The following is a 20,560-nucleotide window of genomic DNA, read 5'->3' as shown; positions in this document are numbered from 1 at the left end:
AGTTCTCATTAATGACTTTTTTTTAAATAAAAATAGTGCCGTGATAACAACCAAGATTATTGTAGAAAATTAAAAGTAATTTTTCTAAAATTATAAAGTGTAATGGGGGCTAAGCGGACTATTTATTAAGAAAAATTAATGTCTACATTAGCTTGGCTATGTGGCATTAGTCATCCTTAGAGCCGATCTCATTTAGTGATGAGTAGACTCAAAAACTTCCTTTCTCGACGAGATTAACCCCTTAAGCATTTCATTTTAAGTCATTACTCGACTAGATTAGATGAAAGACCCTAACAATAAATCTATGACCAATAAAAAAGCGACCACTCAAAAGAGTAGGTCGCTTTATAATTAAGATTTCATATCTATTGATTAGATCTCAAACCTATTTATCGATAACAACAATTTTCTTTAGTATAAGACTTATTACTCAACGGTAACTGATTTTGCTAAGTTACGAGGTTGATCAACATCTGTGCCTTTAATTATTGCGACATAATATGAAAGCAATTGCAGTGGTAACGTATAAACAATGGGTGCGATTAAATCGTCACATACCGGCACATTAATAACTTTCATCGTATCATCACTGGCAAAATTTGCTTCACTGTCAGCGAACACATACATTAAGCCACCGCGCGCGCGGACTTCTTCGACATTTGATTTAAGCTTTTCAATTAAATCATTTTTAGGCGCAACAACGATTACAGGCATATCAGCATCGATTAACGCTAATGGTCCATGCTTTAATTCACCAGCGGCGTATGCTTCAGCGTGGATATAAGAGATTTCTTTTAACTTTAAAGCCCCTTCCATAGCGATAGGATATTGGTCGCCACGACCTAAAAATAAAGCGTTATGTTTGTCAGCAAAGTCTTCTGCTAAATCTTCGATAGAACTTGCTAGTGCTAAGACTTCTTCTAGTTTACTAGGTAAAGCCATTAATGAACTAGCGATTTCATTTTGAACCGCTTCACTCATACCGTGATGTTTACCTATAGCCCAAGTCATCATTAACAAGCCGACTAACTGTGTGGTAAATGCTTTGGTAGAAGCGACGCCAATTTCTGCACCGGCTTTGGTCATGAAAGCAAGATCAGATTCACGTACTAAAGATGAACCAGCTACGTTACAAATAACTAAGCTGGCTTTATAGCCAAGCTCTTTGGCTAAGCGAAGTGCCGCTAAAGTATCAGCTGTTTCACCCGACTGAGAGATAGTTACAATTAAGGCATTTTTAGGAACATGAGACTTTCGGTATCTAAACTCACTAGCAATCTCTATATTACAAGAAACACCCGCTAGCGACTCTAACCAATACCGAGCAACCATACCTGAATGGTAGCTAGTACCACAGGCAATAATCTGTACGTGTTCGATACCCTTAAATATTTCATCAGCGCCTTCACCAAAAGTATTCATATCGAGCACATTACCAGACAAGCGACCCTCTAAAGTATTTCGGATAGCCGTAGGTTGTTCGTAAGTTTCTTTTAGCATGTAGTGACGGTATTCACCTTTATCACCACTGTCTTGACTGATATCTTGTTCTTTTGCTTCACGCTTTACGGGTACGCCGTTAGTATCAAAGACGTTAACTTCAAAACGAGTGACTTCAGCAACGTCACCTTCTTCAAGAAAAGCAAACTTTCGGGTGACCGGTAATAGCGCCATCATATCTGAGGCTATAAAATTTTCACCTACACCATAACCTATCACTAAAGGGCTGCCAGAGCGTGCAACAACTACACGGCTCTTATCGGTCGTATCAAGTACAACGGTGCCATAGGCGCCATCAAGCTGCTTAACTGTTTTTTGTACTGCTTCAAGTAAGGTCGCTGATGTTTTCAATTCAAGATGAACTAAATGAGCAATAACTTCAGTATCTGTTTCTGAGACAAATTCGTAGCCCATGCCCTGCAAACGTATTCTTAAACTTTGATGATTTTCGATGATACCATTATGAACAACAGCGATATTTTCACTAGATACATGTGGGTGAGCATTCACTTCACTTGGCGCACCATGAGTAGCCCAGCGCGTATGAGCAATACCTGTTCCACCTGATAAAGGGTTTGTTATTAAAGCGTCTGCTAACTCTTGTACTTTGCCTAAGCGGCGTACTCTGTTTAATTGGTTGTTATTATCGATAATAGCAACACCGGCTGAGTCATATCCACGGTATTCTAGGCGTTTTAACCCTTCAACTAATATATCTGCTACATCACGTTGTGCTACAGCACCTACGATCCCACACATAGTTTTTTCCTTTTATTTTGCAATGAGTAATTTAACGTCTTGTTCTAAGAGTTTGGCTTTGAGTTCATCAGACAGATCTGCATCAGTGATCAGTATGTCTATATTTTGCCAAGGAATTTCAACGTTAGGTATTTTACGATTAATTTTTTCAGATTCAACAAGTACAATAACTTCACGAGAGACATCTGCCATCACGCGGCTAAGCCCTAATAGCTCATTAAAAGTAGTCGTGCCACGCTCTATATCGATACCATCGGCACCAATAAAAAGTTGGTCAAAATCATAAGATCTCAAGACACTTTCTGCTACTTGACCTTGAAAAGACTCAGAATGTGTATCCCAAGTGCCCCCGGTCATCAGTAATGTCGGTTCATTTTCAAGCGCATGCAAATCAGAAGCTATTGCTAAAGAGTTGGTCATTACGATTAAACCTTGTTTACTATTAAGCTCTTTCACTAAGGCTGAAGTCGTACTACCGCTGTCGATTGTGATGCGGTTATGATCACGAATAAGTGTCGCCGCTTTACTGGCGATTGAAACCTTTCGTTTCGAAACTTTATCAGACTTATGCTCAATAATATCTCTAGGCAAAGGCACAGCTCCACCGTAGCGTCTTAGCAATAATCCGCTATTTTCTAGCGCAGCTAAATCTTTTCTGATGGTTACTTCTGAAGTAACGAATTTTTTTGCAAGACTATCGACACTTACTTCTCCGTGCTCATTAAGCTCAGAGATAATGCTGTGGCGACGCTGCTGGGTGTTTCTTTTTGACATGCGATTAAGTTTATCTTTTGTTTCGTCACTTATCTTACAGAATAAGTTTCGTTTAGTAACTTAAGCTATTAGAACAAAAGTATGCTTTTATGGCAATAAATATTTATTTGACTGATATTAATCCTAATTCATATCAGTGAACATAAAAAAGAGGCGCATATTGCGCCTCTTTCATTTTAAATATCAATTAACCTAGCTTTTTTTGGTTGGTCTTTGCCAGCCGGCTATATTTCTTTGTTTACCTCTAGCAACCGCAAGTTCATTGGCTGCTACATCTTTAGCAATAACAGAGCCTGCACCTACGGTAGCATTAGCACCAATAGTAACCGGGGCCACTAACGAACTATTTGAACCGACGAAAGCACCGTCATCTATAGTGGTTTTAAACTTATTAACCCCATCATAGTTACAAGTGATGGTTCCAGCACCAATATTTACATTCTGACCAATAATCGTATCGCCCAAATAAGTTAAGTGTCCCACTTTACTACCAGCTCCTAAGGTTGTTTTTTTCATTTCAACAAAATTACCAACATGAGAATCTTTATCCATTACAGAGCCAGGGCGCAGTCGAGCAAATGGGCCGACAGAACAGTCTTTACCAACAACGGCGTCTTCGATAATACTATTTGCTTTAACTATGCTATTTTCGCCGATTGTACAATTCTTTAAAATACAATTGGAACCGATTTGCACACCATTCGCTAAAGAAACATCACCTTCAAAAATACAATTAATGTCGATATGCACTTCTTCTCCAATGATTACATTACCGCGAATATCGATACGATTAGGATCACGTAGGCTTGCCCCCGCTATCATTAACGCTTCGGCTTCACGTAGTTGGAAAGCTCGTTCTAATGAAGCAAGTTGCACTCGATTATTGGCACCTTCAACTTCAATCTCGGTATCGGGATGAGCAGTAGCAATAGTTTTACCTTCATGATGACATGCGGCAATAATATCAGTTAAATAATATTCACCTTGGGCATTGTCACTTGACAGATTTGCTAACCAACGCTTTAAATCTCCACCATTTGCTAATAAAATGCCGGTATTAGCTTCAGTAATTAATAACTGTTCGGCCGAAGCATCTTTTTGCTCTATGATGCCAACCACTGCATTATCTTTACGCATAATACGACCGTAGCCAGTAGGATCAGCTAAATTTACCGTTAGTAACCCCATACCATGGTCTGGTTTAACCGCTAATAATTTTTCTAATGTACTAACTTTGGTCAGTGGTACATCACCATAAAGCACTAAAACATTTTCATTATCTTTAATGAAAGGTGATGCCATATCTACGGCATGTCCGGTACCTAGTTGTTCTTTTTGTTCAATAAAGGTTAAATCATCATTTGCACTACTATTCGCTATTGTCGCTTTTAATACTTCACCACCAAAGCCATAGACAATATAGATATTATCGGCGTTTAATTGGCGTGCAGCATTAATGACATGGCTAACCATAGGTTTGTCAGCAATTGCGTGAAGTACTTTAGGAAGTGATGAACGCATGCGAGTACCTTTACCCGCGGCAAGAATGACAACTGAAAGAGACATAGTATATCCGTTATTTATGTTTTTGATGGTAATAACAAATATTGTAACCTTGTTTTAACAGATAAACTATAGCCATGTAGCGCTATAAGTATCTGATATATTTTTACATCATCAAGATTAATCGTTTAACAAGGTTCAGTAAATTTAACCGAGTGGCCGTGTAGTAAGACTTAATTAGCCACTATATTAAAGACAAAAAAAAGCGATATATACCTTAAGTAAATATCGCTTTTCTGTCACTAAAACTTAGTGTGTTGTCTGTAAAGTTAGACTTTCTTATTAGACGCTTGTATTACGCGTAATTGCGCAGTTACTCGCGCTAATTCAGCCGCAACTTCAGCAAAACCAACATCTCCGCCATGGGCGTTCATGTGTTTTTCTGCACGTTGCTTAGCTTCTAATACTTCTTTTTCATCCAAATCATCTGCACGTATCGCTATATCAGCTAATACGGTTACGTTATTTGGTTGAACTTCTAACATGCCGCCAGAAAGATATATAACATCTACTGAGCCACCATATTTAACAATACGAGCCATACCAGGTTTTAGCGAGGTCAATAAAGGTGCGTGACCAGGCATAATACCTAGTTCACCTTCTGAACCTGTGATCTGTAATGATTCAATACGTCCAGAGAATAGATTCTCTTCTGCACTTACTACATTTAGATTTACCGTCATTGCTGACATTTTGACCTCCTAAAGTAGGCGGTTAGATAGTCAATAAGTCGATGACTTACGTTAACCTAACACGCCCAAGCAAATTACATGTTTTTAGCTTTTTCAACTGCTTCTTCGATAGAACCAACCATATAAAAAGCTTGCTCAGGTAAATCATCGTATTCACCTGCAAGTAAGCCTTTAAAACCACTGATAGTGTTTTTAAGTGACACATACTTACCAGGAGAACCGGTGAATACTTCAGCAACAAAGAACGGTTGAGATAAAAAGCGTTGAATCTTACGTGCACGATTCACAGCTAATTTGTCTTCTTCAGATAATTCATCCATACCTAAGATGGCGATAATATCTTTAAGTTCTTTGTAACGTTGTAATGTTGATTGAACACCACGGGCAGTTTCATAATGCTCAGCGCCAACAACTAATGGATCAAGTTGACGAGAAGTAGAATCTAGTGGGTCAATTGCAGGGTAAATACCTTGCGAAGCGATATCACGACTCAATACAACCGTTGCATCTAAGTGAGCAAAAGTAGTAGCTGGAGAGGGATCAGTCAAATCATCTGCTGGTACGTATACCGCTTGGATTGAAGTGATTGAACCTTTCTTAGTTGAAGTAATACGCTCTTGAAGTACACCCATTTCTTCAGCAAGAGTTGGTTGATAACCAACCGCTGATGGCATACGACCAAGAAGTGCAGATACTTCAGTACCGGCTAATGTATAACGGTAAATGTTATCAACAAAGAATAATACGTCACGACCTTCGTCACGGAATTTCTCTGCCATTGTTAAACCTGTAAAGGCAACACGTAAACGGTTTCCTGGAGGCTCGTTCATTTGACCGTAAACAAGTGATACTTTATCAAGTACATTTGAATCGTTCATTTCATGATAGAAATCGTTACCTTCACGAGTACGCTCACCTACACCAGCAAATACTGAGTAGCCGCTATGCTCAATCGCGATGTTACGAATAAGTTCCATCATGTTAACGGTTTTACCAACACCAGCACCACCGAACAAACCTACTTTACCACCCTTAGCGAATGGACAAACTAAATCGATTACTTTGATACCAGTTTCAAGTAGCTCATTTGACATCGCTTGGTCAGCATAGGCTGGCGCTTGGCGGTGAATTGACCACTTTTCTTCTTCGCCGATTGGGCCAGCTTCATCGATAGGCTCACCCAATACGTTCATGATGCGACCCAAAGTTGCAGTACCTACTGGAACTTGGATGTTCTCACCTGTGTTTTCTACATTCAGACCACGACGTAAACCGTCAGATGAACCCATGGCGATAGTACGAACTACGCCACCACCAAGTTGCTGTTGTACTTCAAGTACTAAGCCACTAAGGTTACCTTCAGTTATTTTTAACGCGTCATATACCTGAGGTACAGCATTTTGTGGAAATTCTACATCCACAACTGCGCCAATGATTTGGACGACTTTACCTGTACTCATGTTTAATCCTCTAATCTTGTGCTCTTATTTACTAATAAAATAAACAAAGAACTTTTGTTTATACCGCTGCTGCACCAGCACAGATTTCACCCAATTCTTGAGTAATACTTGCTTGACGCGCTTTGTTATATACCAATTGTAAATCATCAATTAAGTCACCCGCATTATCTGTTGCAGCTTTCATTGCAACCATACGAGCAGCTTGTTCACAGGCGAGATTTTCAACCACACCTTGATATACTTGCGATTCCGTATAACGAACGAGCAGTTTTTCAAGTAAAACTTGAGCATCAGGTTCGTATAAATAATCCCAGCTATGCTTAAATGCGTCATCATCTGACTTAGGCAAAGGTAAAAGTTGATCGATTGTTGGTTTTTGCGTCATGGTATTAACAAACTTGTTATATACAATGAACAATCTATCTATCTCACCACTATCATAGGCATTCAACATCACCTTAACACTACCAATTAAATCAGTTAGTGAAGGATTGTCACCTAATCCAGACTTTTGCGACACTATTTTAGCACCGATATTGTTAAAAAATGACGTAGCTTTAGAACCCACTATGGCAAATTCAACATCGGCGCCCGCTGTTTGGTGTGTACCCGCATCAACAAGTACCTTTTTAAATAAATTAATATTTAAACCACCACACAAACCACGGTCTGTTGAGACAACGATATAACCTACACGCTTGACTTCACGTTCAACCATATATGGATGACGAAATTCTAAATTACCAAGTGCGACGCGACCGATCACATCTCGCATATTCTCAGCGTATGGACGAGATGCAGCCATGTTATCTTGCGCTTTGCGCATTTTACTAGCTGCAACCATTTCCATTGCGCTGGTGATCTTCTGTGTATTTTTTACACTTCCGATCTTTGATTTAATCTCTTTACCACCAGCCATGACTATTCTCCAAAAAGGTGAACTAAATTACCAAGTTTGAGTAGCTTTAAAAGCTTCAATCGCTTTCGCTAAACCAGACTCGATATCTTTGTTATAGTCGCCTTTTTCATTGATAGTAGCCATCAACTCAGCGTGATCATTGTTTACGTAAGTGCGTAATGCATCTTCAAAATCAACCACTTTAGCGATTTCAACATCGTTCAAGTAACCTTTTTCTGCAGCAAATAACGATACGGCTGTTTCAGCAATTGACAATGGACTGTATTGCTTTTGCTTCATCAGTTCAGTAACACGTTGTCCATGCTCTAATTGAGCACGAGTCGCGTCATCTAAATCTGAAGCAAACTGAGCAAATGCAGCCAATTCAGCATATTGTGCTAAGGCTAAACGTATACCACCACCTAACTTCTTGATGATCTTAGTTTGCGCAGCACCACCAACACGAGAAACAGAAATACCAGCGTTAACAGCAGGACGAATACCTGAGTTAAATAGGTTAGACTCTAAGAAAATCTGACCATCAGTAATTGATATTACGTTAGTTGGTACGAAAGCAGATACATCACCCGCTTGCGTTTCAATGATAGGTAAAGCCGTTAATGAACCCGTTTTACCTTTAACTGCACCATTGGTGAACTTTTCTACGTATGCTTCGTTTACACGAGCAGCACGTTCAAGTAAACGACTATGAAGATAGAAAACGTCACCTGGGTAAGCTTCACGACCTGGTGGACGACGTAAAAGTAATGAAATTTGACGGTAAGCAACAGCTTGTTTCGACAAATCATCATATACGATTAATGCATCTTCACCACGATCTCGGAAGTATTCACCCATAGTACAGCCAGAATATGCTGACAAGTACTGTAGTGCGGCAGCTTCAGAAGCACCAGCAACAACAACGATAGTATTATCTAACGCGCCGTGCTCTTCTAAAGAACGTACTAAGTTAGCAACTGTAGAAGCCTTTTGGCCTATTGCTACGTATACACACTTAATACCAGTATCTTTTTGGTTAATAATGGCATCTAAAGCGATGGCAGACTTACCAATTTGACGGTCACCAATGATAAGTTCACGTTGGCCACGGCCAATTGGAATCATTGAATCAATTGATTTAATACCTGTTTGTACAGGTTGATCAACAGATTTACGTTCGATAACACCTGGTGCTAAAACTTCAACAGGAGAAAAACCATCATTTTCAATAGGTCCTTTACCGTCAATAGGCTCACCCAAAGTGTTAACCACTCGACCTAATAAACCACGACCTACTGGTACTTCTAAAATACGACCAGTACTTTTAACTTTTACGCCTTCAGCTAAGTCAGCGTATGGACCCATAACTACCGCACCGACCGAATCACGGTCAAGGTTTAACGCGATAGCAAAACGGCTACCAGGAAGTTCGATCATTTCACCTTGCATTACATCAGCAAGGCCATGTATACGAATAATACCGTCAGTTACAGAAACGATAGTACCTTCGTTGCGAGCTTCGCTGACAACGTCAAACTGTTCAATACGATTTTTGATCAGTTCGGCGATTTCAGTGGAATTCAGTTGCATGCTCTTTTCCCTTATTCTAGGATTGTAAAATTGTTGCTAAACGGCTCAATTTACCTTGTATAGAGCCATCAATTACCATGTCATCAGCTTTAATAATTAAACCTGAAATAATAGTCGCATCGACAATACAATTAAGCTTTACTTTTCGAGCCAGACGCTTTACAAGCGCGGCGCTAAGTGTTGTTTTTTGCTCTGCTGTAATTTCTACAGCTGAGGTTACATCCACAGTAACTTCTTGCTCAAATTCAGCTTTAAGTGCTAAAAATTGCGTCAAAACATGTGGTAGCACCAACAAGCGTTCGTTTTCTGCCATTATTTTCAAGAAATTTTGGCCTTGACTGTCTATTTGCTCGCCACAAACACTTAAAAAAAGTGCTTGTGCCTGCTCGACTGAAGCACCACCAGAAAGAACCCCTTTAATGGTTTCATCTTTGGCAACTTCAGCAGCAAAGGTTAGCTGTGATAACCAGCTATCAATAGCCTTTGCTTCAACAGCAAAATCGAACGCTGCTTTAGCGTAAGGACGAGCGACAGTTGTCAATTCAGACATAGCTCTATTCCCTCTTAAAGTTCAGCGACGAATTTATCTAAGATGTCACTATGTGTGGCGGCATCAATAGAACGTTCAAGAATCTTCTCGGCACCGGCTACAGCAAGAATAGCAAATTGTTTGCGCAATTCTTCTTTAACACGGTTACGTTCAGTTTCGATTTCTGTGTGACCTGTAGCTAAGATTTTTTCTTTCTCAGCTTGAGCTTTTACTGCAGCTTCTTCAACTATTTGCGTTTCACGTTTTTTCGCTGCTTCAATAATTTCGGCAGCTTGTGACTTAGCTTCTCTAAGTTGAGCAGTAGCTTTTTCTTGAGCAAGCTCAAGATCATTTGCAGCACGGTCTGAAGCAGCAAGTCCATCAGCGATCTTTTTCTGGCGAGCTTCAATAGCATCGTTCAATGGTGGCCATACATATTTCATGCAGAACCAAACAAAAACAACGAATGCTATTAATTCACCAATTAGAGTGGCGTTTAAATTCACAACCGCTCCTCCTTAATAGTAAGCTGTTCAAATAATGAAATTAAAGTACAAACAATAATACCATCGCGATACCAACACCGATCATAGCAACGGCATCGATTAAACCAGCTAAAATAAACATTTTCACTTGTAGTGAAGGAGCTAGTTCTGGTTGACGTGCACACGCTTCCAAGAATTTACCACCCATGTTACCAAAGCCAATTGCAGTACCAATAGCACCAAAACCGATTAGTAAAGCAACTGCGATAAACTTAATCGCTTCAGGCATTGTTAATATTTGTTCCATTTTTTTCTCCAAAGTTTTAATTGTAAAGTTAAAGTTAAAGTTAAAGTTAAAGTTAAGGTTAAAGGTTAAAAATTAATGATTATCAGAACTCGCCATACTTAAGTAAACGATTGTTAGCATCATAAAGACGAATGCTTGCAATACGATAACTAATATATGGAATACCGCCCAGACAAAGTGCAATGGAAGCTGCATCAAACCAACAGCGCCAATTAAGATGAATATTAATTCACCTGCATATAAGTTACCAAACAAACGTAGTGCTAACGAAAATGGCTTAGCAACAAGAGCAATGGTTTCAAGTAATAAATTACAAGGGATCAAAAATACCATAGCTAACTTGTTTTTGGTGTTAAACGGATGCAAGGTTAATTCTTTAACAAAGCCGCCAAGACCTTTTATTTTTATTGAATAAAAAATCATCAATAAAAACACACCAAGTGCTAGTGCTGCTGTTAAATTAATATCTGTTGTTGGTACAACTTTCATGTAGACATCATGACTGTCCATACCGAAAGCAGTTTCACCGACAAAACCAGCAAATGCAGGTAAGAAATCAACTGGAATTAAGTCCATTAAGTTCATTAAAAAGACCCAAACAAATATCGTTAAGGCTAATGGTGCAATTAATGAACTTTTTCCTTGGAAAGTTTTATTAACGTTGTCACCGACAAACTCGACAACCATTTCAATAAAACATTGAAATTTATCAGGAACACCTACAGTAGCTCCTTTAGCAGCTTTGCGAAAAGTCCACAAAAACAACATACCTAGGCCAATTGACCATGCTAGTGTATCTATATGCCATGTCCAAAATCCACTGTCACTACATGCTTTATTAAATGCTAAACCAGTATCGGTTGTACACATTTTTGCATTAGTTAAATGGTGTTGGATATGGCTTGATAAGGTGACTTCTTCTGCCATTTTATTATCCCAAAAGTTAAAGTTTATAAATCTTTATCGCCAGTTAATTAACGTTCCGTTAAAAAAACTGGCAGTAGTAATGTTAAAAACACCACCACACAATATGTGCTTAAAAATATTAAGGGTGAAATCACTAAAAATTTAAATACTAGCGCGAATAATAACGCGGTATATAGCATTTTTAATTTTACGCCACTATAGAAAGATTCCATAACCTTTCTTGAGGCACTTGCACCTGCATACTTAAATGCTTTATAAGCGAAAATAATATTAGGAACTATCACCACTACTCCACCTACTAGTAAAGAGTAAGCGTATAATAGTCCCCAATTGAAATATGTTATTACAGCGCATATAACGACCAACATTGTCATTATACCGATTTGTCTCGACGCTAATTTTCGACCAGGCGTAGTTAATAAATTTTGATAACCTTTCGCCACTGCGGTCTCCAACGTAATGCTTCGTAGTCATAGTATTTTTTAAAGTTAAAACTTTAACTTTAAAAAAGTCGTCGCAAGTATACTTAATTACAGCACTAATGCAACAAAATAGGGCGCTCATTGCCCCAATATGTACAAAATTTAACACTAAATTTAGAAAGCTTTAATCTAAAATGAAAACGTTACCTTTGAATGACATAACGAATGATAAAATAGTTAAATAAAACTTATTTTTTATAGTGGTTAATGGGTCATAAAGAATATTTTGCATTATTACCGCTTAACTACCTTAAATATAATATGTCCGTAGATTAATAAGAGTTGAAGCGAGAAATAATACTATCAAGCTCAGATAGGTCGCTGTAGGAGATAACCAACTTTCCTTTACCTTTTTTGTTATGAGCAATTGTCACCTGCGAACCAAACCTTTCTGATAAATTTTGCTCTAAACTTTTAGTATCTGGGTCTTTTTCTTTTTCTTCAATTATCTTTTCTGGTGCTTGAATCTTTTTAATTAACGCTTCTGTTTCACGCACGGTTAAGTCTTTAGCAACAACAGTTCTAGCCGCATTACTTTGAATATCTTTTTCTAATGCTAGTAACGCACGTGCATGTCCCATTTCGATATCACCGTGTTCTAGCAATGTCTTAACGTCTTCATTGAGATTATTTAAACGCAGTAGATTAGAAACAGTCGTTCGAGATTTACCCACCGCATTGGCTACTTCTTGGTGCGTTAACTCAAATTCTGTTAATAAACGCTCTAATGCAATAGCTTCTTCCATGGCATTAAGATCTTCACGCTGAATGTTTTCAATTAAGGCAATAGCGATTGCAGCTTCATCGGGTACATTTTTAATTAAACAAGGAACCTTATCCATTTTAGCTAATTGCGCGGCTCGCCATCGACGCTCGCCAGCAATTATTTCATAATTGTTTTCACTAATATTTCGAACAACAATTGGCTGTATAATTCCTTGAGAAAGAATAGAATTTGATAAATCTTCTAAAGCCTCAGCCGACATATCTTTGCGAGGTTGGTATTTACCCTGTTGTAATTGCTCTATGGGTAAATATTGTAATTCACTGTCTTGATTAGAAGATAAATTACGTTGAGTCGCATCATCAGTTTCTTTATTTGATGTTAATAATGCATCAAGGCCACGACCTAGGCCTCTACGTTTTGCTGGACTCATAATTTTCCTTCGGGTTTATCTAAATAGTTAATCAATTGTTTTTTCAGGTTTTTGTTTTTTTTGTTCTGCTTTACGTAATATTTCACCGGCAAGTGCTAAATACGCTTTTGCACCAGTTGATGACTTATCGTAATACATTACTGGTGAGCCAAAACTAGGTGCTTCAGCTAAACGGACATTACGTGGAATAACGGTTCGGTAAACTTTATCACCAAAATGACGTTTCAATTGTTCTGAGACATCATTAGCTAATCGGTTACGGGGGTCGTACATCGTTCGCAAAATGCCTTCTATGTGTAAGTCAGCATTCACTACCGATGTTAATTGCGAAACTGTGTCCATAAGCGCTGTTAAGCCTTCTAATGCATAGTATTCACATTGCATGGGCACCAAAACAGAATCAGCAGCAGTCATGGCGTTCACTGTCAGCATATTCAATGAAGGAGGGCAGTCAATTATAATATAATCATATTGATCGCGAATAGGGGCTAAGGCATTCTTTAGGCGATGTTCTCGAGAATACACCTGCATTAACTTGATTTCAGCGGCAGTAACATCAGTGTTGGCGGCAATTAAATCATATAAACCTGACGTTTCTCGACATACCACTTCTTCGAAAGACTTTTGTTCGACAAGTAATTCATAGCATGTTGCGTGCACTTCATACTTATCGATTCCACTGCCCATAGTGGCATTGCCTTGAGGGTCTAAATCAATTAATAATATTTTTCGTTTGGTTGCTGCTAGTGAGGCAGCTAAATTAACAGATGTTGTTGTTTTACCAACCCCACCTTTTTGGTTAGCAACCGCAATGATTTTTCCCACAATGACCTCGAAAGTATTTTATTATATTATTATTTTTTTTAGTTTAATAACATGGCGTTCGCCTTGTAAATTAGGCACGATTATTTCGCTACTGTCTACAAACTTTATATGTTCTGGTAATTGTTCTATTTCTTCGCGGGGAAATTGACCTTTTAGTGCATAAAATCGCCCCGTTTCATCCGCAATCAGATGTTGACACCAATTGACCATATCTTCAAGTGATGCAAATGCTCGACTTAACACACCATCAAAGAGTTCATCAGGTTGATATTTTTCAACCCTGGATAAAACTGGTGTGACATTCTTGAGCTTTAGTTGAAAAACCACTTGTCGTAAGAAAGTGATTCTTTTACCTAAACTGTCCAATAAAACAAAATTTCTTTCAGGGAATAAAATAGCTAGCGGTATACCTGGTAAACCTGGTCCTGTACCTACATCAATAAATGATTGACCTTTTAACTCTTTGCCTACCATTAGGCTATCCATTATATGTTTAACCAGCATATCACTGGTATTACGGACAGATGTTAGGTTATAAGCCTTATTCCATTTATCTAACAATTCAACATATTGAATTAATAAATCTATTTGTGCTTCATCGAGTGTTAATTCGCTTTTATCAATGAGTAATGTTAGTTCAGTTTTAAGTGTCATTTTTTTTTCGCGTTTTAATAATTTTAATTAGGCAATCTTACGTAACAAACCATGCTTTTTAAGATAAACCAATAATAACGATATCGCTGCTGGTGTAATACCGGATATACGTGATGCTTTGCCAATTGTTTCAGGTCGTGAATCACTTAATTTTGCCACAACTTCATTTGATAAACCCGATATTTGGGTAAAATCAAAATCTAGTGGGATCAGCGTATTTTCGTGTCGTTTCTTTTTTGATATTTCATCAAGTTGTCTATCAATATAACCTGCATATTTAATTTGGATTTCAACTTGCTCTGCAGCTTGTTTATTAGTAATTGCCGGTCCTAAACCTTCTATTTTCATTAAATCATCATAACGAACTTCAGGGCGTCTGATCAGATCTTCTAAACTATTTTCTCGACTGATATCGGCTTTAAGTAGCTCATTGATTTGATCTACGCCAGAGTGATCTTTTTGGATCCAGGTTGTTTTTAATCGTTGACGCTCTAGTTCAACCATCTCTATTTTTTCGTTAAAGGCTTTCCAGCGAGCTTCATCAACTAAGCCCAGTTTATAACCTTTTTCTGTCAATCTAATATCAGCGTTATCTTCGCGTAACAATAATCGGTATTCAGCACGTGAAGTAAACATACGGTAAGGTTCTTTAGTGCCTAGCGTCGCTAAGTCGTCAACCAATACGCCCATGTAAGCTTCATCGCGGCCTAAAATAAGTTCTTCTTTTCCTTGTACTCGAGCTGCAGCATTCGTCGCCGCTAATAGCCCTTGAGCTCCAGCTTCTTCATAACCAGTCGTACCGTTAATTTGTCCAGCAAAATATAAATTTTCAACAAATTTACTTTCAAGGGTTTGTTTCAAATCGCGAGGATCAAAGTAATCATATTCAATAGCGTAGCCCGGTCGAGTGATATGAGCGTCTTCAAAACCTTTGATTGAACGTACTAATGCCATTTGAACATCGAAAGGCAAACTTGTTGATATACCGTTAGGATATATTTCATGGGTTGTTAACCCTTCAGGTTCAACAAATATTTGATGCGAATCTTTATCTGCAAAGCGAGTTATTTTATCTTCTATTGAAGGACAATATCTTGGTCCAACGCCTTCAATAACGCCAGTGTACATTGGCGATCTATCGAGACCATTTCTAATAATATCATGGGTATTACTGTTGGTATGGGTAATGTAACAAGGTACTTGAGCTGGATGATCATCTCTTGATCCCATAAATGAAAATACCGGTCGAGGATCATCGCCTGGTTGTTGCTCCATTTTAGAAAAATCTAAGCTGCGTGCATCTAAACGAGGTGGGGTACCTGTTTTTAAACGATCCATTCGAAATGGCATATCACGTAGATTTTTTGCTAAATTTACACTTGCAGGATCTCCTGCTCGACCACCTTGGTAATTATTCAAACCGATATGAATTTGTCCTGCTAAAAATGTGCCAACGGTTAAAACAACGGACTTCGCTTTAAATTTCAATCCCATTTGTGTAGATACACCGACAATTCTATTGTTTTCTAGAATAAGATCGTCACAAGGTTGTTGAAAAATAGTAAGATTTTCTTGATTTTCTAAATGACTTCTAACATACGAGCGATATAAAATTCGATCCGCCTGTGCTCGTGTAGCACGAACGGCAGGACCTTTACTGGCATTTAATGTTCTAAATTGAATTGCAGCATGGTCTGTAGCCGTTGCCATTAATCCGCCTAAGGCATCAATTTCTTTAACAAGATGTCCTTTGCCAATTCCGCCAATGGCTGGATTACATGACATTTGACCTAAGGTGTCGATGTTATGCGTTAACAATAATGTTTTACAACCCATACGTGCTGCTGCAAGACATGCTTCAGTTCCGGCATGACCACCACCCACTACGATTACGTCATAAGATTCTTGGTACCACATAAATTTCAGGCCTTGATTAAACGTTAAAAATATTTTTATGAATAATTTGTTATTCAAAAATTAGGGAACGTATTTTAGCGCTTTTTTGCGATGAGGGGAATGATCAAATGACTAAAAAGATCTGAGTGTGATCCTTCTTATAATATATAAGATCTTTAAAGAGATCTTATTACTATTACTTATTAGTAAAGCCATTTTCTGTTGATAAGTCCTTTTTCCTTATAGATAACAGTTCATTAGTACGATCATAACACTGTGATCAAACTTTGATCAAAGGGTTTTAAACCTATGATCAAAATGGCTAGTTATCCACAAGCTAAATAAATTAGAATTCTATACACTGAATAATAATAAGAAATTAATAGCTTTTACCCAGACTTATCCACAGATGGTTGTTGTAGGGGACAGTTTTGTTGATAACTTATGAGTAAGATCTTTATAAAAGATCTTTATTATTTTCTAACCAACGTTGAGCAAGATCCTCTGGATCTATTTCTTCACTCACATCTAACGTTTTGATCACGACTATTTCATCACAACCCTTTGATAATAATAGCTTTTGAAAATCTTTAGCGGCTTTACAAAAGGTATCATAATTTGAATCACCCAAACCTATGATCATAAATTTAACTGGGGATAGATCTATAGTGCTATTTTTAAGATCTTCAACAAATTTTTGAATGTTGTCAGGAAAGTCTCCAGCACCATGAGTCGATGTACAAATTAGCCAAGTTTGATTATCGGCTATTATTTGTTCAAAATTGGGCTGCAAGTGAAGAGTTGTTTGGTGATTTAGTGCCAATAATGTCTCTTCACAGGCTTCAGCAACATACTCAGATCCACCTAACATACTGCCAACAATGATTTGAAATGAGCTCATTTTGTTCCTTTTTTCTTAAATTTAAAGTGGTATTTAGCGTTATTTTCCGATACAAAAAGACGAAAATATCTCTGTTAATAAGTCGTCATTGGTAAATTCACCGGTTATTTTATTGAGTTCTATCTGACATAAACGTAACTCTTCAGCAAGAATTTCTCCTGCGACATAAGATTCAAGCTGTTCTAAGCCAATAATTAAATGATGGTGAGCTTGTTCTAATGCGGCTAAATGTCGTCTCCTTGCCATAAATCCTCCTTCGGTACTGCCCTGATAGCCCATAATACTTTTTAAATGGTCTTTGAGCTCTGCTATGCCATCACCATTTTTTGCCGATAAGGTTACCGTAGGAATATCATTAGTCGCCGATAAACCGGTCGCTATGCCCTTAATATCTGCTTTGTTTTTAATAATGCTTAAACCAATATTTTTGGGAAGTTTGGCAAAAAATTCTGGCCATAACTTCTGTGGATCATCATTATTATCATCACAAGCATCGACCATAAGAAGCACTCTATCTGCTTGATTTATTTCCTGCCAAGCGCGTTCAATACCAATTTGCTCTACTTGATCGTTACTTTCACGTAGGCCGGCCGTATCAATAATATGCAGTGGCATACCATCGATGTGTATCTGCTCTGTAAGGACGTCTCGTGTTGTTCCTGCTATATCTGTGACAATAGCTGCTTCACGTCCGCTTAATGCATTTAACAAGCTTGATTTACCGGCATTAGGTCGTCCAGCGATAACTACGCGCATTCCTTCACGAATAATACTGCCCTGATGGGCTTGGCTTTGAACCTTTTCTACCTGACTTATGATTTTTTTCAGATCACCAACAACTTTTTCATCAGCAAGAAAGTCTATTTCTTCTTCAGGAAAATCAATTGCGGCTTCAACATACATTCTTAAATGAATAGTACTTTCGACAAGTTGATTAACAAGCTTAGAAAAATCACCCTGTAGTGAATGTAATGCACAACGAGCCGCTTGCTCTGAACTCGAGTTGATTAAATCAGCGATGGCCTCAGCTTGTGTTAAATCTAATTTGTCATTAATAAATGCCTGCTCACTAAATTCACCGGGTTTTGCCATACGTACTTTAGGTAGTGCTAAAATTTCTTTTAACAGCATATCTAAAATCACGGGTCCACCATGTCCTTGCAATTCAAGGACATCTTCACCAGTAAACGAGTGGGGCGCTTTAAAATATAAGGCAATGCCTTGATCGAGCGTTTGCTGGTTAGCATCGTTAAAGGGTAAATACTCAGCTTTTCTAATTTCCGGTATCTTGCCTAAAATAGCCTGTGCAACACTCTTAACTTCAGGTCCAGATATTCTGATAATACCAACGCCACCTCTACCAGGTGCAGTAGCTTGTGCGGCAATGGTTTCTTTTTGATATAAAATTTCGGTCATAATCATTTCCTAGATAATAGCTTAGCTATTATAAACATTTTTTACTGGAAATAAAAAAGGCGACCTAATAGGCCGCCTTTAATAATTTTACGCTGTAGAAATTAATCTTTAGCTTTGGCTAGTTTAGCTTTTTCAATACCACTGAAAATAATTTTCATTTGAGCAATTGAAATCATGTTACTGACAAACCAGTAAAGTACTAAACCTGATGGGAACCAAGCCATAAATACAGAGAATGCCACTGGCATGTATTGCATTATTTTCTGTTGCATCGGATCTTGTATCGTCATCGGTTGCATTTTTTGCATAACGAACATACTTACACCCATAAATACCGGTAATATAAAGTAAGGGTCCATAGTAGAAAGATCTTCTATCCAGAAAAAGAACGGTGCATGTCGTAGTTCAACACTTTCTAAAAATACCCAATACAATGCTAAGAATATTGGCATTTGAATGATCATTGGTAAACAACCACCGGCTGGGTTCACTTTTTCTTTTTTGTACATTTCCATGGTAGCTTGTGACATTTTCTGACGGTCATCACCAAAGCGTTCTTTTAACTGTGCCATTTTAGGCGCAAGCTCACGCATCTTAGCCATTGAGGTGTATTGTGCTTTTGTCAATGGATACATAGCACCTTTAACGACTAAGGTAATTACAATAATCGCAATACCCCAGTTAGTAACTAAAGACTGAATTTGAAGTAATAACCAAAATAGTGGCTTACTGATCATGAATAAAAAGCCGTAATCTATAGTTAACCCTAAGTTTGGCGCTATCTCATCAAGCTTATATTGATCCTTAGGACCAACATAAAAAATAGCTGAGGTTGTCGCTTGGCTATTTGGTTGAATAGTCACTGATGGTGACTTAAACCCAATAACTGCTTCATTGTTAGCAGAATAACTTGAATAAATATTGTTATCGGCAGTTAGACTCGGTACCCATGCGGAAACAAAATAATGTTCAAGCATTGCAACCCATCCACCCGCAGTAGCTACATTTAATCTTTTTTCTTCAATGTCACCAAAATCGTATTTTTCATAGCGATCTTCCGTTGTCGAATAGGCTGCACCACGATACGTAGGCATTAATGAACTGCCACTTTCTACTAAAGTAGACTGTTTTAGTTGTCCGTACATTTGAACAGTAGCAGCGGTAGTTGCTGTGTTGTTTATAATATATTCAACATTTACGCTGTAATCTGATTTTGTAAATGTAAAACGCTTTGTTACGTTTAAGCCATTTTCAGCAGTATATTGTAAATCAACGATTAATGGATCATCGCCTTCTAACTGGTAGTTTTTGCTACTCGTTTGGTAAATAGGACGTCCGGACACTTTATCTATGCCTTGCGCGCCTATTAAACCACTTTGTGCGATGTATTTACGGCTACCGTTTTGCAAAACGGTAAAAGGAATATCGTTTCCTTGTTCGGTATTAAATTTGACTAATTTCGCATCAATGATATCACCACCGCTAGTCGCAATTTTTACTATTAACACGTCAGTATTAATTGTAATGACTTGTTCTTTTGCTTTAGTAGGCGCTGACATTGGCATTGCTGAGCTTGATGATTCAGGAACAAAATCTCCATTGCCGGTAGCAATTTGATCAGATGTTTGAGTCATTGTTGTTTGAGCTTCTACGGGTGCATTATCTTTTTGGTATTCAGTGAATAGCAAATAAGTAACAACCATAAGCGCAATAAAAAGAAAACTGCGTTGAGATTCCATAATTTA

The 20,560-nt window shown here is 38.0% G+C and carries 19 protein-coding genes; all 19 read right to left on the bottom strand.

Going from position 1 to position 20,560, the window contains the following annotated elements:
- Positions 1-426 precede the first annotated feature (426 nt).
- Positions 427-2,259, bottom strand: a complete 1,833-nt coding sequence (gene glmS / locus A3Q34_RS10530; protein WP_070375316.1) for a glutamine--fructose-6-phosphate transaminase (isomerizing) — start codon at positions 2,257-2,259, stop codon at positions 427-429.
- 12 nt (positions 2,260-2,271) lie between these two features.
- Entirely contained in the window at positions 2,272-3,033 is a 762-nt protein-coding gene (locus A3Q34_RS10525) for a DeoR/GlpR family DNA-binding transcription regulator (RefSeq protein WP_070375315.1), read from the bottom strand.
- A 192-nt stretch (positions 3,034-3,225) separates the two neighbouring features.
- Positions 3,226-4,599, bottom strand: a complete 1,374-nt coding sequence (glmU, locus tag A3Q34_RS10520; RefSeq protein WP_070375314.1) for a bifunctional UDP-N-acetylglucosamine diphosphorylase/glucosamine-1-phosphate N-acetyltransferase GlmU — start codon at positions 4,597-4,599, stop codon at positions 3,226-3,228.
- Positions 4,600-4,865: 266 nt separating this feature from the next.
- Entirely contained in the window at positions 4,866-5,288 is a 423-nt protein-coding gene (locus A3Q34_RS10515) for a F0F1 ATP synthase subunit epsilon (RefSeq protein ID WP_070375313.1), read from the bottom strand.
- Positions 5,289-5,362: 74 nt separating this feature from the next.
- Complete coding sequence (atpD, locus tag A3Q34_RS10510) at positions 5,363-6,748, bottom strand: F0F1 ATP synthase subunit beta (RefSeq protein ID WP_070375312.1); 1,386 nt, start codon at positions 6,746-6,748, stop codon at positions 5,363-5,365.
- 58 nt (positions 6,749-6,806) lie between these two features.
- Complete coding sequence (gene atpG, locus A3Q34_RS10505; RefSeq protein WP_070375311.1) at positions 6,807-7,667, bottom strand: F0F1 ATP synthase subunit gamma; 861 nt, start codon at positions 7,665-7,667, stop codon at positions 6,807-6,809.
- Between the two features lie 27 nt (positions 7,668-7,694).
- Positions 7,695-9,236 (bottom strand): F0F1 ATP synthase subunit alpha, encoded by a 1,542-nt coding sequence (gene atpA, locus A3Q34_RS10500; RefSeq protein ID WP_070375310.1) that lies wholly within the window; start codon positions 9,234-9,236, stop codon positions 7,695-7,697.
- A gap of 16 nt (positions 9,237-9,252) precedes the next feature.
- Positions 9,253-9,786: a F0F1 ATP synthase subunit delta gene (atpH, locus tag A3Q34_RS10495; RefSeq protein WP_070375309.1), complete on the bottom strand. Its 534-nt coding sequence runs from the start codon at positions 9,784-9,786 to the stop codon at positions 9,253-9,255.
- Between the two features lie 14 nt (positions 9,787-9,800).
- On the bottom strand, positions 9,801-10,271 hold the full coding sequence (gene atpF, locus A3Q34_RS10490) for a F0F1 ATP synthase subunit B (protein ID WP_070375308.1): 471 nt from the start codon (positions 10,269-10,271) through the stop codon (positions 9,801-9,803).
- 40 nt (positions 10,272-10,311) lie between these two features.
- On the bottom strand, positions 10,312-10,557 hold the full coding sequence (gene atpE / locus A3Q34_RS10485) for a F0F1 ATP synthase subunit C (RefSeq protein WP_070375307.1): 246 nt from the start codon (positions 10,555-10,557) through the stop codon (positions 10,312-10,314).
- Between the two features lie 72 nt (positions 10,558-10,629).
- A complete protein-coding gene (atpB, locus tag A3Q34_RS10480; protein WP_070375306.1) occupies positions 10,630-11,484 on the bottom strand; it encodes a F0F1 ATP synthase subunit A in 855 nt (284 codons plus the stop codon).
- 47 nt (positions 11,485-11,531) lie between these two features.
- On the bottom strand, positions 11,532-11,927 hold the full coding sequence (locus A3Q34_RS10475; RefSeq protein WP_083277972.1) for an ATP synthase subunit I: 396 nt from the start codon (positions 11,925-11,927) through the stop codon (positions 11,532-11,534).
- A gap of 311 nt (positions 11,928-12,238) precedes the next feature.
- Positions 12,239-13,123, bottom strand: coding sequence for a ParB/RepB/Spo0J family partition protein (locus A3Q34_RS10470; RefSeq protein ID WP_070375305.1), 885 nt, complete (start codon positions 13,121-13,123; stop codon positions 12,239-12,241).
- A 27-nt stretch (positions 13,124-13,150) separates the two neighbouring features.
- On the bottom strand, positions 13,151-13,948 hold the full coding sequence (locus A3Q34_RS10465; RefSeq protein WP_070375304.1) for a ParA family protein: 798 nt from the start codon (positions 13,946-13,948) through the stop codon (positions 13,151-13,153).
- 21 nt (positions 13,949-13,969) lie between these two features.
- Entirely contained in the window at positions 13,970-14,602 is a 633-nt protein-coding gene (gene rsmG / locus A3Q34_RS10460; protein ID WP_070375303.1) for a 16S rRNA (guanine(527)-N(7))-methyltransferase RsmG, read from the bottom strand.
- Positions 14,603-14,629: 27 nt separating this feature from the next.
- Positions 14,630-16,519, bottom strand: coding sequence for a tRNA uridine-5-carboxymethylaminomethyl(34) synthesis enzyme MnmG (mnmG, locus tag A3Q34_RS10455; RefSeq protein WP_070375302.1), 1,890 nt, complete (start codon positions 16,517-16,519; stop codon positions 14,630-14,632).
- Between the two features lie 436 nt (positions 16,520-16,955).
- Positions 16,956-17,399 (bottom strand): FMN-binding protein MioC, encoded by a 444-nt coding sequence (gene mioC / locus A3Q34_RS10450; RefSeq protein WP_070375301.1) that lies wholly within the window; start codon positions 17,397-17,399, stop codon positions 16,956-16,958.
- A gap of 39 nt (positions 17,400-17,438) precedes the next feature.
- The gene (gene mnmE / locus A3Q34_RS10445; RefSeq protein ID WP_070375300.1) at positions 17,439-18,815 is read right to left on the bottom strand and encodes a tRNA uridine-5-carboxymethylaminomethyl(34) synthesis GTPase MnmE; all 1,377 of its coding nucleotides are present in this window, start codon (positions 18,813-18,815) and stop codon (positions 17,439-17,441) included.
- A 101-nt stretch (positions 18,816-18,916) separates the two neighbouring features.
- Positions 18,917-20,554 carry a membrane protein insertase YidC gene (gene yidC / locus A3Q34_RS10440; RefSeq protein WP_070375299.1) on the bottom strand — a complete coding sequence of 546 codons (1,638 nt, stop codon included), beginning with the start codon at positions 20,552-20,554 and terminating at the stop codon, positions 18,917-18,919.
- Between the last annotated feature and the right edge of the window lie 6 nt (positions 20,555-20,560).

The organism is Colwellia sp. PAMC 20917 (genome assembly GCF_001767295.1).
Lineage (GTDB): Bacteria > Pseudomonadota > Gammaproteobacteria > Enterobacterales > Alteromonadaceae > Colwellia_A.
This window is presented reverse-complemented; position numbering and strand designations above follow the sequence as displayed.

Excerpts from the sequence above, each read along its gene's own strand:
- yidC (WP_070375299.1), bottom strand. The coding sequence starts at position 20,554 with ATGGAATCTCAACGCAGTTTTCTTTTTATTGCGCTTATGGTTGTTACT.
- atpB (WP_070375306.1), bottom strand. The coding sequence starts at position 11,484 with ATGGCAGAAGAAGTCACCTTATCAAGCCATATCCAACACCATTTAACT.
- atpE (WP_070375307.1), bottom strand. The coding sequence starts at position 10,557 with ATGGAACAAATATTAACAATGCCTGAAGCGATTAAGTTTATCGCAGTT.
- atpG (WP_070375311.1), bottom strand. The coding sequence starts at position 7,667 with ATGGCTGGTGGTAAAGAGATTAAATCAAAGATCGGAAGTGTAAAAAAT.
- mnmE (WP_070375300.1), bottom strand. The coding sequence starts at position 18,815 with ATGACCGAAATTTTATATCAAAAAGAAACCATTGCCGCACAAGCTACT.
- atpH (WP_070375309.1), bottom strand. The coding sequence starts at position 9,786 with ATGTCTGAATTGACAACTGTCGCTCGTCCTTACGCTAAAGCAGCGTTC.
- A3Q34_RS10525 (WP_070375315.1), bottom strand. The coding sequence starts at position 3,033 with ATGTCAAAAAGAAACACCCAGCAGCGTCGCCACAGCATTATCTCTGAG.
- glmU (WP_070375314.1), bottom strand. The coding sequence starts at position 4,599 with ATGTCTCTTTCAGTTGTCATTCTTGCCGCGGGTAAAGGTACTCGCATG.
- mnmG (WP_070375302.1), bottom strand. The coding sequence starts at position 16,519 with ATGTGGTACCAAGAATCTTATGACGTAATCGTAGTGGGTGGTGGTCAT.
- glmS (WP_070375316.1), bottom strand. The coding sequence starts at position 2,259 with ATGTGTGGGATCGTAGGTGCTGTAGCACAACGTGATGTAGCAGATATA.
- atpA (WP_070375310.1), bottom strand. The coding sequence starts at position 9,236 with ATGCAACTGAATTCCACTGAAATCGCCGAACTGATCAAAAATCGTATT.
- rsmG (WP_070375303.1), bottom strand. The coding sequence starts at position 14,602 with ATGACACTTAAAACTGAACTAACATTACTCATTGATAAAAGCGAATTA.
- mioC (WP_070375301.1), bottom strand. The coding sequence starts at position 17,399 with ATGAGCTCATTTCAAATCATTGTTGGCAGTATGTTAGGTGGATCTGAG.
- A3Q34_RS10515 (WP_070375313.1), bottom strand. The coding sequence starts at position 5,288 with ATGTCAGCAATGACGGTAAATCTAAATGTAGTAAGTGCAGAAGAGAAT.
- A3Q34_RS10470 (WP_070375305.1), bottom strand. The coding sequence starts at position 13,123 with ATGAGTCCAGCAAAACGTAGAGGCCTAGGTCGTGGCCTTGATGCATTA.
- atpD (WP_070375312.1), bottom strand. The coding sequence starts at position 6,748 with ATGAGTACAGGTAAAGTCGTCCAAATCATTGGCGCAGTTGTGGATGTA.